The following is a 12,324-nucleotide window of genomic DNA, read 5'->3' as shown; positions in this document are numbered from 1 at the left end:
GTGGGGCCGGCGATCGGGGGAGGGGAGGAGAGAGGGCATGCTCCGAAGGGGCGGCCTCCGCTCGGGAACCGCTCCTCCGCACCCGCTCAGCACCGGCTTCCCGTCTCCGCTCCGGGTGACGAAGATCCCCCGGGGAGGCGGGAGGCGCTCCAGAGAGGCGTTTCCGGGGGGAAGGTGCTCGGAACCCTGCCGGTGAAGGCGTCCGTGGCGCTCCGTGCGGGGACGAAACGGGCGTGGACGCAGGGCTGATGACGTAAAGTGGGAGTTCTGGGAATCCTTGTGCGCTGCCGCGGCTCGTGGCGGCGCTTTTGAGTGCTTACGGACGGACGCATGACTGACGACACCCGATCAGGGGGCCGGGGCGGCTCCGGGCCCGAGGACCGTGGAGGACGTTCGGAGGGATCCGGCGGCCGGGGACGGGGCCAGGGCGAACGCGGATTCCGCGGCGGCTCTGGTCGTGGTGCGGCCGGTCGCGGCGGAAGCGGACGAGGGGAGCGCAGGTTCGGCGGGCGCGATGACCGCGGCGGCCGACGCTTTGAGAAGCGGGACGACCGCGGTGGACGCGGCGGCCGGGACGGCGATGAGCGCTCGGGCGAGCGCCGCGAGGGGCGCTTCGAAGGGCGTGGCGACCGCGGTGAACCGCGCCGTGACGACCGCCGGGATGACCGCCGGGACGACCGCCGAGGTGGTGACCGCCGTGACGATCGCAGGGGCGGGCGGCGCTTCGAGGGCCACGGCGGGCGCCGCGACGACCGCCGGGACGACCGCCGCGGCGGTGGCCGCGGGTTCGACCGGCGCGGCGACCGGCCGCAGCGCTCGGACCGGGAGCGGGACCCCAAGGACATCGCTCCGCGCCTGCCGGAGGACGTGACCGACCGGGAGCTCGACGGCGAGGTCCGCCAGGAGCTGGCGACGCTGCCCCGCTCGCTGGCGGAGGTGGTCGGCCGGCACATGGTGATGGCCGGCCGCCTGCTGGAGGAGGACCCGGAGAAGGCCTACGAGCACGCCGCCTACGCGCGCCGTCGGGCGTCCCGGGTCGCCGCCGTGCGCGAGGCCGCCGGGGTCGCCGCCTACAACGTCGGCAAGTGGCAGGAGGCCCTCTCCGACCTGCGCGCCGCGCGCCGGATGACCGGCCGCAACGCGTTCCTGGCGATCATGGCCGACGCGGAGCGGGGGCTGGGCCGGCCGGAGCGGGCCCTGGAGCTCACCCGCGCTCCCGAGGCGGAGAAGCTGGAGGTCGAGGACCGCATCGAGCTGCGCATCGTCGCGTCGGGCGCCCGGCGCGACATGGGCGAGATCGAGGCGGCCCTGGTCGAGCTGCAGGTGCCGGAGCTCAAGGAGCGCCGCGCCCGGCCGTGGGTGGCCCGGCTGTTCTACGCCTACGCGGACGTGCTCCAGGAGCTGGGGCGCGAGAGCGACGCGCGGGAGTACTTCGCTCGCGCCTCCGCGGTGGACCAGGAGGGCGTGACCGACGCGGACGAGCGCCTCGCCGAGATCGAGGGCGTCGAGCTGGTCGCGGTCGACGACGGCCTGGTGTGGGCGGACGCCGAGGACGCGGAGGACTTCGCCGAGTCGGAGGACGACGAGGCCCCTGAGACCCCCGAGGCCGACATCCGGTCCGAGGAGCGGCCCCGGGAGAGGGCCGAGGAGAGGTCTGAGGAGGAGTAGTACCGCTTCCGCGCAGCCGAAAGAGCGGGTGTCCCCGAGTGTGGGGCGCCCGCTCTTTTCGTCTCTTTCGCCGGAGGAGGGCCTGCCGGGTCTTCTCTCGGCCGCCTCCCGCGCGCGGTACTCGCCGGGGCTTCCCGGGGCCGAGTCCTGATGGGGGAGGGGCCTGGGCCCGCCCCGGGGAGACAGGGCGGTCTCCCCGGTCGGCGGGGAATCGGGTTCGATGGGGTTCCGCCGGCCCTTACTCGGCCAGTGGTTCCAGGCAGGCGTTGTGGTTCGGAGCCTCGACCGCGCGGACCCACCCGTCGGAGTTCTCCGATTCCGCGCAGCTCTCGTTCGGGTGGTCGGGGCGGGAGGCCGAGTCCGACCAGCCGGAGACGGTCAGGTTGACCCGGTACTCCGCGTCGGCGGAGGAGCAGGGGACCTCGGCCGGGGAGCCGTCGTCGACGACCGCGCAGTCCCCTGTGTCGAGATCGGCGTACCGTGCTCGCTCCACCCAGGTGGTGAGCTGGGGCAGGACGGCGGACAGCAGGAGGGCGAGGGCCAGGAAGGCGAATGCGGTCATCCCCCTCCTCCGTTTGGCCGGCTTCTTCGCGGGCGCCTGCACGGGCCGGTCCCCGGTGGTCCGCGTGGCGGGGGCCGCCGGCCGCGTGTCCGGTGCGAGGAAGCGGGTCTCGCGCAGGGCGACGACCTCGGTGAGATCGTCGGGCAGCCACGTCCCCTCCGGGCGGCTCGGGGCGGTCGGGGCTCCCGTGCCGCACTCGGCCACGATCCGCTCTGGGGCGGGGCGGTCGGCGGGGTCCTTGGCCAGGCAGGCGGCCACCAGGTCGCGGAGGGGGCCGGCCAGGCCGGTCAGGTCGGGTTCCTCCTGTACCACTCTGTACAGGAGTGCGGGTGCGGGCCCGTCTCCGAACGGGCTGCGGCCGGTGGCGGCGAAGGCGAGCACGCACCCGAGGGAGAACACGTCCGAGGCCGGGCCGACCTTCTGCGCGCGGGCCTGTTCGGGGGACATGAACGCCGCGGTGCCCATCACGGTGGAGCCGTGGGTGTGGGAGGCGGAGTCCAGGGCCCGGGCGATGCCGAAGTCGATCAGGCGGGGGCCTTCGGAGGTGAGCAGGACGTTGGCGGGTTTGAGATCGCGGTGCACCAGGCCCGCCGCGTGCACGGCCGCGAGGCCTTCGGCGAGGCCTGCGCCGAGCACGGCCACCGACTCCGGTGGGAGCGGGCCGTGCTCGGCGACGGCGCGGTGCAGGGTGGGCCCGGGGATGTAGGCGGTGGCCAGCCAGGGAGGGGTCGCGTCGGTGTCGGCGTCGATGACCTGGGCGGTGTAGAACCCGCCCACCTTGCGGGCGGCGGCCGCCTCGGCGGCGAACCGGCGCCGGAAGTCGGGGTCCTGGGCCAGGTCGGGCCGGACGACCTTGACCGCGACGGTGTGCCCGCCGGGGGAGCGCCCCAGGAACACCTGGCCCATCCCGCCGCCGCCCAGGCGCGCGTGGAGCCGGTAGGGGCCGACCTGCGCGGGGTCGGCGGGGCCGAGCCCCGGAGGCGGGGCCTCCGGTGCGGCCGTCCGGGGGGAGGGAGGCGCCGTGCGGCGGGACCGCCGCAGGAGGAGGACCGCCGCTCCCGAGCCGGCGAGCAGGAGGAGGGCCAGAGCCGTGAGGAGGATGTAGAACAGCGGAGAGGGTCCCATGGGCATGACTGTAGTCAGGGGGCCGGTGAGCGCGAGGCGGTCGGCGAACCGGACCGGGGCCGCCGGAGTCCTGCTCCGGCGGGGCTCTGCGGGCGTCGTGCCGGGATCTCTGCCGAGCGGCCTCGGCGGGTTCCGCCCTCCGGTCGGGGAGGCCGTGTGCGCCGTGCCGCCCGGTGCCCGTTCCGACCGGGGCGGCCGCACCGGGGCGGGAAGCGCGGAGGCCCGGTCCCGCCGCGCGGAGGTGCCGCTGCGGACGGTCCCGGGCCGGGTCCGGTCGCGGGTGCTACTCCCGTCCCGCGGTCTCGGCGGGGACGCCCTTCTTGCGGTAGTGGGCGCTGCGGCGGAGCAGGATGCCGGAGGCGAGCACGCTCGCGGTGAAGGAGGCCAGCAGCACACCGCCCTTGGCGTGCTCCAGGACCGTTCCGGCGGGGTAGGCCAGCTCGCTGATCAGCAGGGAGACGGTGAAGCCGATCCCGGCCAGCAGCGACATGCCGGTGATGTCGCTCCAGGCGAGGGAGGGGTTGAGCTCCGCGGCGGTCAGCTTGGTGGTGAGCCAGGCGGAGCCGAGGATGCCGATCAGCTTGCCCAGGATGAGTCCGACGATGATGCCGAGCGAGACGGTGTCGGTGAGCATGGTGCCGAACCCGGAGAACGAGACCCCGGCGGAGAACAGCGCGAAGATCGGCAGGGCCAGGCCCATCGCCCAGGGGCGCAGCATGTGCTCGGCGTGGTGCAGCGGGGACTCGTGCTCGCCGTCCCGGGTGGAGCTGCGCATCAGCATGCCCATCGCGACGCCGGCGATGGTGGCGTGCACGCCGCTCTCGTGCATGAAGGCCCAGATGACCACGGCGAGCGGCACGTAGACGACCCAGTTGGGCAGCGCGGAGCGGTCCAGGGCGCCGGCGAGGCCGCGGCCCTGCTGCAGGTAGCCGAAGACGGCGAGGAGGACGACGGCGCCGATCAGGTAGAGGAAGGAGAGGTCGTCGGTGTAGAAGACCGCGATGACGGTGATCGCGCCGAGGTCGTCGACGATCGCCAGGGTGAGCAGGAAGGTGCGGAGCGCGGGCGGGAGGCCGCGGCCCACGATGGCGAGCACCGCGAGCGCGAAGGCGATGTCGGTCGCCATCGGGATGCCCCAGCCGCCGATCTTGTCGGGGTGGGCCAGGTTGAAGGCGACGAACAGCAGGGCGGGGACGACCATGCCGCCGATGGCGGCGACGATCGGCAGTACCGCTCGGCGGGGGTTGCGCAGTTCGCCGTGGACGAACTCCTGCTTGAGCTCAGCACCGACGATGAAGAAGAAGACCGCGAGCAGGCCGTCCGCAGCCCAGGTGCCGATGCTCAGGTCGAGGTGGAGCGGGGCGCTCGGGCCGATGACGAACTCGCGGACGGCGTTGTAGGCGCCTGCGGCCGGCGAGTTGGCCAGGACGAGCGCGAGCACGGCCGCGGAGATGAGGAGGAACCCTCCGACGGTGTCCTTGCGCAGGGCGTCGGCGAGTCGCTGCAGGGGCGAGGAGACGGAGGTCACATGCTCTCCAGGGAGACGACGGCTACGGACTTGCCGACCAGTCTTCCCGGCACACCGAAACCCGGCTCGGCCGAACCGCCGCCGGGACCGGACCACTTTTTCATATGCCCAGGTCGAGGTGCAAGTCATAGAATGCCCCCTTCGAGAAGGTCTCGGTGAGGGGGCTGTGTTGGGCGGGGCGGAGCGGTTCAACGGGGCGTCGATCCGCCTGGGGGAGCTTCCGGAGCGGCACGATTCCGTGGTGTGCCTGCTGTTCGACGGGGACCGGCCGGTGCTGGTCCGGCACCGGGAGCGGGCCTGGGAGTTCCCCGGCGGCCACGCCGAGCCGGGAGAGACCGTTGAGGCGACGGTCCGCAGGGAGGCCCGGGAGGAGGCCGGCGCCGAGCTGGGCGAGGTGCACGTGGCCGGCCACTACGTACTCGCCGGTGGGCACACGACGGTCGTCACCTACGCCGGGGTGCGGGCGCTGCACCCGCTGAGCGGGGCGTTCGAGACGGTGGAGGTGCGGGCGTTCGACGCGCTGCCCGAGGCGCTGCTCTCCTGGGACGACGGGATCTACGACCACCTGCTGCGCGCCCTGGGGCTGCCCGGGGCGGCCCCGCTTCCCAGCTGAGAGGCCGTAGGGTGTGCGCTCCCCTCCGCACGGCGACGGCGGACGGGGACCGCCGTCCCGTCCGGGTGCGCGTCTCGCGGAGCGAAGGTTCCGGCGGGCAGCGACGGCGGAGATAGGGCCGGGGCCGGGTGGCCGGTGGGGCGCGGCGCCCCACGGGGCCGGGGTCCAAACCGGCGGCGAGGGCAGAGGGCATCCCGGCCGTCCGGTCGGGTGCGGCGCCCCGCAGAGCGAAGGCTCAAGCAAGCAGCGACGGCAGAGGAAGAGCCGGAGCGAAGGCCTCGGTCGAGCGCGGGCCTCACGGGGTGGAGGCTCAGACCGGCGGCGACGGCAGGGGGTGGCCAAGCCGGCCGGTTGGTCGGGCGCGGCGCCCCACGGGGTCGGGGTACAGACGAGCGGCGAGGGCGGGAAGGGGCCGGGGCGGCGGGTCGCCTGCGGGGGAGCGGGTGAGGGGGCGGGATCGCCGCGCCCGCGTCGCCCCGGCGCCCGGGCGGGTCGCTCGGTGATCACCGGTACCTCCCCGACCTGGGCGAACACGGACAGTGAAGGCAATGGGGGGCGCCCTGCGCACCGCGAGAGCACCCCGGTGATTCCCGGGTGCGCATCCCGGGGCGGATCGGGCCCCGGAAGGCTCGAACGGCCCTGCTCTGGGCGGTGTTCGGGGATCCGTGCCGCAGGGAAGGCCCGGAAAGGCGGGGCCGGAACCCCGGGGAGGGGCCGGGAGGGGCGAGATGTCGCATTCGTCCCCCCGGAAGGCCCCGCTTTCGCCACTCTGAGCGACCGGGGAGAGGGTGGCGGGGCTTCCGGGGGTGCTACTCGCCGGTAGATGTCATCGGGGGTGCCGCCGAGGTGCGCAGGGCGCCCCCACCTCACCCGGCGATCCGGCAAAGCGGACATAACCCCCCTGCTGGTGGGGCGGGCCCGGGGTCCTTCGCTGGAACACCGCTTTCCCCGCCGGGAACGCGGGCCGGGCCGGTGAACGCCGCCCCCGGCCCCCTCCCGCCGTTGCTGCCCGCTTGAACCCGGGCCCCGCGAGGTGCCGCGCCCGGGTGAGGCCTTCGCCCCGCCCCCTGCCTGCGCCGTCGTTGCTGGTCTGAGCCTTTGCTCCGTGGGGTGCCGCGCCCGGCCGGGACACTCTGCCCCGCCCCTGCCTGTGCCGTCGCTGCCCGCTTGGGCCCTGGCCCCGTGGGACACCGTGCCCGGCCGAGACGCCCGGCCCCGGCCCTTCTTCTGCCGTTGCCGCCGGTCTGAACCTTCACTCCGCGTGCCACCGCGCCGGGGGATGCGGCCGACTGCGCTTTCCCCGGTCGTCGCCGTGCAGCGGTGGCGGGGCCCGGCGAGGGCGGGATGCGGAAGGCTCCGGCTCTTCCCGTCCTCTCGGGCCCGCCGGTTCGGGGAGGGTCAGCTCTCTCCGCCGGCCGCGTCCCGCTCCCGCTGCTCGGCCTCCAGGCGGTCCAGCCAGTGCGAGATGCCGGCGTGGTTGCCCTCGACGCCGCTCAGCACCTCCATCACCTCGGCGGCCTCGGCCGGGGCGTCCGGCGGCAGCGACCGGTAGCGCTTGGTGACCTGGTCGCGGACCATGGCCACGGCGTGGTCCAGGTCGCCGGCGCTCGCGCGGGCCTCGCGGACCGCCGACACCCAGGCGTGCAGCTCCTCGCGGGCCCGGTCGATCGTCTCCGCGACCGGGTCGACCGCGCCGAAGTGGGAGAACATCAGGCGGCGCGGGGCGATCCCGGTGAACAGGTCCAGGGTGCGCAGGGCCGCGTCCAGGTCGAAGTCGGGCGGCGGGGTGGCCGGTCGGACGTCGCCGGTGTAGGGGTTGTACACGCCCAGGGCGTCGCCGGTGTAGAGGTCCCCGGTGGCCGAGTCGACCAGGCCGACGTGGTGCTTGGCGTGGCCGGGCGCGTAGTGCGCGGAGAGGCTGCGGCCGGCGCCCAGGTCGACCTCGCCGGTCTCGCCCACGGCCCGGATCCGGGCGGCGTCGGAGGGGCGCATCTCGCCGAAGAGGACGTCCAGCTTGTCGCCCCAGACCATCCGGGCCGAGCGCATCAGCCGGGCCGGGTCGGCGAGGTGCCGGGCGCCGCGCTCGTGCACCACGATCTCGGCCCGGGGGAACATCCGGACGACGTCGCCGACGCCGCCGGCGTGGTCCAGGTGGATGTGGGTGACGACGATGGTGGCCAGGTCGGAGGGGCCGATGCCGAGACCGGCCAGGCCGTCCCGGAGCACTTCGGCCGATCCCGCCGTGCCGACCTCCACCACGCAGGGCCGCTCGGTGCGGATCAGGTAGCTGGAGGTGATGCCCGGGTAGCCGGCCATCCGGGTGTCGATGGCGAACACCTCGTCGCCCAGTGCGGTGATGCCCTGCCGGGGCTCGCTGCTCGTGTCCACGGGAGCGAATCTAGCCCACGGGGCCGCGGCGCCCTGTCCACAGGGTCCGGAATCGGGGTGGTGCCCGGCGGGGCGGGTGCCGATGCTGGTCGGTGAGCGCGGCCCGCGCCCGCGGGCGCCGATCAGGGAGGTTCCGCATGCACACGTCCACCGCAGCCGCCGGTACCGCAGAGCGCCCCGGCCACCGCAACGAGGTGGTCCTGGAGGGGCGGGTGACGGCCGAGCCGTCGGTCCGCGAGCTGCCCAGCGGCGACCGGCTGGTGACCTGGCGGGTGACGGTGGCCCGTCCGGGCGGGGACGGGGCCGCCGGCGCCGGCCGCCAGGCCGACTCGATCACCTGCGTGAGCTTCCGGACGGACATCCAGGACGCCACCCGGGGGTGGCGGATCGGCGACCTGGTGCACGTGGTGGGGGCGCTGCGCCGCCGGTACCGGAGGTCCCGGGGGTTCGCCGGCGGGGTGGTCGAGGTGGAGGTCACGGCGGTGCGGGTGCTGGGCGGGGCGGCCGGCCACCGGCCGCCCCCGGGGCCGGGAGGGGAGGGCGCCCCGCCGCCCGGTCGGCCGTAGCGCCCGCGGAGGCCGCTCACGCCCGGCGCCGGGCCGCGGGAAGGCCTTCGGCGGGGCGGGGCCGGCGGTTCCGTGCGGTACGGGGCCGCCGCACCGGTTCCGGCGGCCCGCATCGCGCTCCGGGGCCGGCAGGTCCTCGGCCGCGCCGGGGTTCTCCGGCCGGTGCTCCCGGCTCAGGGCGGGGCCGGCCGCCCGGAGGCGGGAGGGGCGGGCGGAGGCGGTCCGGCCCCGCCGGGGCTACCAGCCGAGCAGGGCCAGGGCGGCTCCGGCGTCGACCGGGCCGTCCGCCCGCCAGGCCGCGGAGCAGACCGCGCGCAGGCCGTGCAGCCGGTCGCCGGAGCCGGAGAGCTCCACCCGGCCGCCGCGGACCGAGGCACGCCAGCCCTGCGGTTCGGGGTGCGCCTCGTTCAGCCCGGCCAGGTCCCAGGCGATGTAGTCGGGGCGCAGCCCTTCGGGGGCGGAGACCAGCTCGTGCGCTCCGGTGACGCCGGAGAGCACCAGCAGGCTCGCGGCGCCGCGCGCCACCGCGCCCTGCACGTCGGTGTCCAGCCGGTCGCCGACGACCAGCGGGCGCTCGGCGCCGGTGCGCAGCACGCCCTCATCGTGCAGCGGCTTCATCGGCTTGCCGGCGACCACCGGTTCCACCCCGGTGGCGTGCGCGATCACCCGGGCGAACGAGCCGTTGCCGGGGATGATCCCGGCCTCGACGGGGGCGGTGGCGTCGTTGTTGGCGGCCACGAACAGCGCGCCGCGGGCCACCGCGAGGGCGCCCTGGGAGACGAGGTCGTGGCTGAGCCGGGGGGTGTGCCCCTGCACCACGGCGACCGGGTCCTCGGCGGCGAGGGAGACCGGGCGCAGGCCGCGCCGGATCAGGGCCAGGCGCAGCCCGGTGTCACCGACGACGAGCACCGGGGAGCCGGCCGGGAACCGCTCGGCCAGCAGCCGGGCGGCGGCCTCGGCGGAGGTCACCACGTCCCGGGCGGCGGCCTCGACGCCCAGGCGGGTGAGGCGTTCGGCGATGGAGGAGGGGGTGCGCGAGGCGTTGTTGGTGACGAAGGCGACGCCCATCCCGGAGGCGCGGGCCTTGGCCACCGCCTCCGGGGCGGCGGGGACGGCGCGGGCCCCGACGTAGACGACGCCGTCCAGGTCGAGCAGGGCGGTGTCATAGAGGGCGTTCAGCGGCCGGGTGGCGGTCCTGAGGGTCATGCTCTCCTCGCGGAGGTCGGGTCGGGGCGGCGGGTTCGGTGGGTCAGTCGAGCGAGCGGAGCACCAGGCCGGTGCGGGGCTTGGGGCCGAAGGAGGTGGATTTGCGCGGGGTGAGCTCGCCGCGGGCGGTGACCCGGTAGACGTCCTCCAGGCGCATCGGGGGGAGTAGCACGGCGGTGCCGGGGCGGGAACCGCCGCCGGCGGCGGCCAGCGCGGCGGCCGGGTCGTCGTGCACCAGCTCGACGTCGTCCTCGGCGGCCTTCCAGGCGGGCAGCAGCAGCCGCTCCAGGGCCGCGGTGGGCAGGGCGCGCCACTCCGCGGAGCGGTCCGGGGCGGCGGCCTCCATCGCCCCGGCGGAGAAGCCGTGCAGCAGGAACCGGTCCTCGGCGTCGGCGGCGATCAGCACGGGGCCCCGTTCGGCGGCGGCGCGCAGGCGCCGCACGGCCTCTTCCAGCGGTCCGGGCGGCAGCGGGTCGGCTCGGGCGAGCGGCTCGGCGGCGTGCGCGGCCTCGCGGGCGCGCAGGCCGCGCAGCACCCTGTGGATCGCGCCGAGCCGGGGCGGCGAGGAGTCGGAGTCCACCAGCAGCGCCAGCCCGTGGTCCCAGGGGCCGGGCGCGGGGTGGTCGGCGCGGAGCCGGCGGTAGGCGGCGTAGCGGTGGTGCCCGTCGGCGATGAGCGCGGTGCGTCCGGCGAGGTCGGCGGCGACGCCGGCGTGCACCGCCGGGTCGGTGACCGCCCACAGCCGGTGCAGTACGCCGTCCGAGGTGGCGGCCTCCACCAGTGGTTCGGCGCCGGCCTCGGCGGGTGCTTCGGCGGCCCGGGAGGCGGCCCCGCCCGCGCCGCGGTAGAGCAGCATGATGGGTTCCAGGTTGGCGCGGGTGGCGGCCATCAGCCGGGCCCGGTCCAGGACCGGGGCCTCGGCGGTGGCCTCGTGCGGCCGGACCGCGGGGGCGTCCGCCGGGGGCAGCCGCAGTGCGCCGATCAGGCCGCGCTGGCGCAGCCCGTCCGGGGTGGTCTGCTCGTAGGGGTAGAGGGCGGGGAGCCGGTCGCGGACCAGGACGCCCCCGTCGATCCAGCGGCGCAGGGTGCGTGCGGCCCCCTGGTAGCTGGGGGGAAGGGTGAGCCGGGCGGCGTTGTGCGGCTCGACCCGGGTCATCTGCGCGTAGCGCTCCGCGTCGACCTGGTCGTAGGGCGGGGACAGGGCGAGGGAGAGGTCGAACGGCCCGGAGTCGATGAAGGCCCGCGCGTCGGGGCCGGCGTACCGGAGCCCTCGCAGCGGGGCCAGTTCCAGGGCGCCCGCGCCGGTGCCGCCCGCCGTCGATCTCCGCACCCTGGCACGATACCGCCCGGGCGCCCGGGCGGAACCGTCGCCGATGTCACAGCAGTTTGCGCAGGCGCATCAGGTCGCCGAAGCTGGCGTCGATCTTGACCCGGCCGGAGAACATGGCCTTGGTGAGCTCCAGCCGGTCGTAGGCGAGCGCGATGAGGTCCTCGGACTCCAGGGCGATCCGCACCTGGGCGCGGCCGCCGGGGGAGGAGGCGGGGCGGGAGGCCACGTCCTGCAGGCCGTCCCCGGTCAGCCGCATGTCGAAGACGGTGTCCAGGTCCTTGACGACCAGGCTGACGCTCCGCTCGACGATGTGCTTGCGGCGGTCGGTCTCGTCGACCTCCATGATCCGGCCGGAGACCCGGTCGATGGCTTCGCGGCACTCTTCAACGCTGGGCATGGCCACCATGATGCCCCAGGTTCGGCCGGTTCGGCCTCGGGCGCACCGCGCCCCCGCTACGATCGGGCGGTGTGCGGCCCTCGGACGCCGGGGAGTCAGTCGATCGCTAGGAGCAGTCCCACCATGGTCGTCGATGCGGTGCGCGCCTACACGGACGCCACCAGTGGTCTGGCCGAGCCGTCCCGCAAGCGCGCCGTGGCCGCGGCGCGGACCCTGATCAGAGAGGGCGGCGGGGAGCTTCCCGAGGAGGGCGTGGGGCAGAGCATCCAGGCGCTCGCCGCGGAGCTGATCGAGACCGGCCAGAGCAACCGTGAGGCGCTGGCCGCCCTGGTCGCCGCGGAGGTCGCCGCCGCGGTGGAGCGGCTCGACGTGGTGCCGCGCACCGAGTACGACCGGCTCGCCCGCCGGGTGGCGGAGCTGGAGCGGCGGCTCGCCGGGGTGCGCGCCCCGCTGCGCCAGGCGCCGGCCGGGCCCGTCCCGGCCCCGGCGGAGGAGCGCGCGGAGGACCGGGCGTCGGCGGTTCCGGAGCCCGCGGTGCAGACCCCCGCCGCGGCCCCCGCGGAGCGGAAGGCCGGGGCGGGGCAGGCGGAGGGGGAGAAGGACGCCCCCGCGGCCGAGGAGCCCCCCGCCAGATCCGCCGCCGGGGAGAAGGCCGCCGCCGCGGAGGACGCGCAGGGCGCGGACGCGGAGAAGGCGCCCGCCGGGCAGCCGGAGAAGGCCGCGGGGGAGAAGGAGGAGTCCGCCGCGGAGAAGCCGGAGCAGGAGCCCGGGGAGAAGGCGGAGCCCGCCGAGGCGAAGAAGGCCGGGGCCAAGTCCGGGCAGAAGGCCTCCGGTCGCACCCGCTCCGCGGCCAAGAGCTCCGGCTCTGCGGCCAAGGCCGGCGCCAAGCGCACGGCCGGCGCCCGGTCGAAGACCGCCGGCACGGCGAAGAAGGGGTAGCG

The 12,324-nt window shown here is 76.0% G+C and carries 11 protein-coding genes; 4 read left to right on the top strand and 7 right to left on the bottom strand.

Going from position 1 to position 12,324, the window contains the following annotated elements; all coding sequences use genetic code 11:
* Positions 1–348: 348 nt before the first annotated feature.
* Positions 349–735, bottom strand: coding sequence for a hypothetical protein (locus J0910_RS22325; protein WP_420160494.1), 387 nt, complete (start codon positions 733–735; stop codon positions 349–351).
* Between the two features lie 132 nt (positions 736–867).
* Here J0910_RS22325 and J0910_RS22320 point away from each other — a divergent pair, with 132 nt between their 5' ends.
* Complete coding sequence (locus tag J0910_RS22320; protein ID WP_420160493.1) at positions 868–1,668, top strand: tetratricopeptide repeat protein; 801 nt, start codon at positions 868–870, stop codon at positions 1,666–1,668.
* Between the two features lie 238 nt (positions 1,669–1,906).
* On the opposite strand, the gene J0910_RS22315 is transcribed toward J0910_RS22320, so the two are convergent.
* Together J0910_RS22315 and nhaA are read right to left on the bottom strand one after the other, a co-directional pair.
* Positions 1,907–3,355 carry a serine/threonine-protein kinase gene (locus tag J0910_RS22315; RefSeq protein ID WP_420160492.1) on the bottom strand — a complete coding sequence of 483 codons (1,449 nt, stop codon included), beginning with the start codon at positions 3,353–3,355 and terminating at the stop codon, positions 1,907–1,909.
* A 283-nt stretch (positions 3,356–3,638) separates the two neighbouring features.
* Positions 3,639–4,883: a Na+/H+ antiporter NhaA gene (nhaA, locus tag J0910_RS22310; RefSeq protein ID WP_420160491.1), complete on the bottom strand. Its 1,245-nt coding sequence runs from the start codon at positions 4,881–4,883 to the stop codon at positions 3,639–3,641.
* A 202-nt stretch (positions 4,884–5,085) separates the two neighbouring features.
* Here nhaA and J0910_RS22305 point away from each other — a divergent pair, with 202 nt between their 5' ends.
* Positions 5,086–5,496, top strand: coding sequence for an NUDIX domain-containing protein (locus tag J0910_RS22305; protein WP_420162057.1), 411 nt, complete (start codon positions 5,086–5,088; stop codon positions 5,494–5,496).
* 1,398 nt (positions 5,497–6,894) lie between these two features.
* On the opposite strand, the gene J0910_RS22300 is transcribed toward J0910_RS22305, so the two are convergent.
* Positions 6,895–7,884 carry an MBL fold metallo-hydrolase gene (locus J0910_RS22300; protein ID WP_420160490.1) on the bottom strand — a complete coding sequence of 330 codons (990 nt, stop codon included), beginning with the start codon at positions 7,882–7,884 and terminating at the stop codon, positions 6,895–6,897.
* A 137-nt stretch (positions 7,885–8,021) separates the two neighbouring features.
* Here J0910_RS22300 and J0910_RS22295 point away from each other — a divergent pair, with 137 nt between their 5' ends.
* Positions 8,022–8,450, top strand: coding sequence for a single-stranded DNA-binding protein (locus tag J0910_RS22295; protein WP_420160489.1), 429 nt, complete (start codon positions 8,022–8,024; stop codon positions 8,448–8,450).
* Positions 8,451–8,687: 237 nt separating this feature from the next.
* Here J0910_RS22295 and J0910_RS22290 read toward each other — a convergent pair whose 3' ends face one another.
* From J0910_RS22290 to J0910_RS22280, 3 genes are read right to left on the bottom strand one after another with little or no spacing between them, the layout of a single operon-like run.
* Positions 8,688–9,656: an HAD-IIA family hydrolase gene (locus J0910_RS22290; protein WP_420160488.1), complete on the bottom strand. Its 969-nt coding sequence runs from the start codon at positions 9,654–9,656 to the stop codon at positions 8,688–8,690.
* A gap of 43 nt (positions 9,657–9,699) precedes the next feature.
* Positions 9,700–10,986 carry a DUF1015 domain-containing protein gene (locus J0910_RS22285; protein WP_420160487.1) on the bottom strand — a complete coding sequence of 429 codons (1,287 nt, stop codon included), beginning with the start codon at positions 10,984–10,986 and terminating at the stop codon, positions 9,700–9,702.
* A 46-nt stretch (positions 10,987–11,032) separates the two neighbouring features.
* Positions 11,033–11,383: an SCP2 sterol-binding domain-containing protein gene (locus tag J0910_RS22280; protein WP_420160486.1), complete on the bottom strand. Its 351-nt coding sequence runs from the start codon at positions 11,381–11,383 to the stop codon at positions 11,033–11,035.
* A gap of 123 nt (positions 11,384–11,506) precedes the next feature.
* On the opposite strand from J0910_RS22280, the gene J0910_RS22275 reads away from it, so the two are divergent.
* Positions 11,507–12,322: a hypothetical protein gene (locus J0910_RS22275; protein WP_420160485.1), complete on the top strand. Its 816-nt coding sequence runs from the start codon at positions 11,507–11,509 to the stop codon at positions 12,320–12,322.
* Positions 12,323–12,324: the final 2 nt, after the last annotated feature.

This window comes from Nocardiopsis oceanisediminis, from assembly GCF_048595525.1.
Classification (GTDB): Bacteria; Actinomycetota; Actinomycetes; order Streptosporangiales; family Streptosporangiaceae; genus Nocardiopsis_A; species Nocardiopsis_A oceanisediminis.
Note: the sequence above shows the minus strand (reverse complement) of the source record. Positions and strands in the feature narration are given on the sequence as shown.

Coding starts and splice junctions, on each gene's coding strand:
- J0910_RS22315 (WP_420160492.1), bottom strand. CDS start 3,355: ATGGGACCCTCTCCGCTGTTCTACATCCTCCTCACGGCTCTGGCCCTC.
- J0910_RS22295 (WP_420160489.1), top strand. CDS start 8,022: ATGCACACGTCCACCGCAGCCGCCGGTACCGCAGAGCGCCCCGGCCAC.
- J0910_RS22290 (WP_420160488.1), bottom strand. CDS start 9,656: ATGACCCTCAGGACCGCCACCCGGCCGCTGAACGCCCTCTATGACACC.
- J0910_RS22280 (WP_420160486.1), bottom strand. CDS start 11,383: ATGCCCAGCGTTGAAGAGTGCCGCGAAGCCATCGACCGGGTCTCCGGC.
- J0910_RS22275 (WP_420160485.1), top strand. CDS start 11,507: ATGGTCGTCGATGCGGTGCGCGCCTACACGGACGCCACCAGTGGTCTG.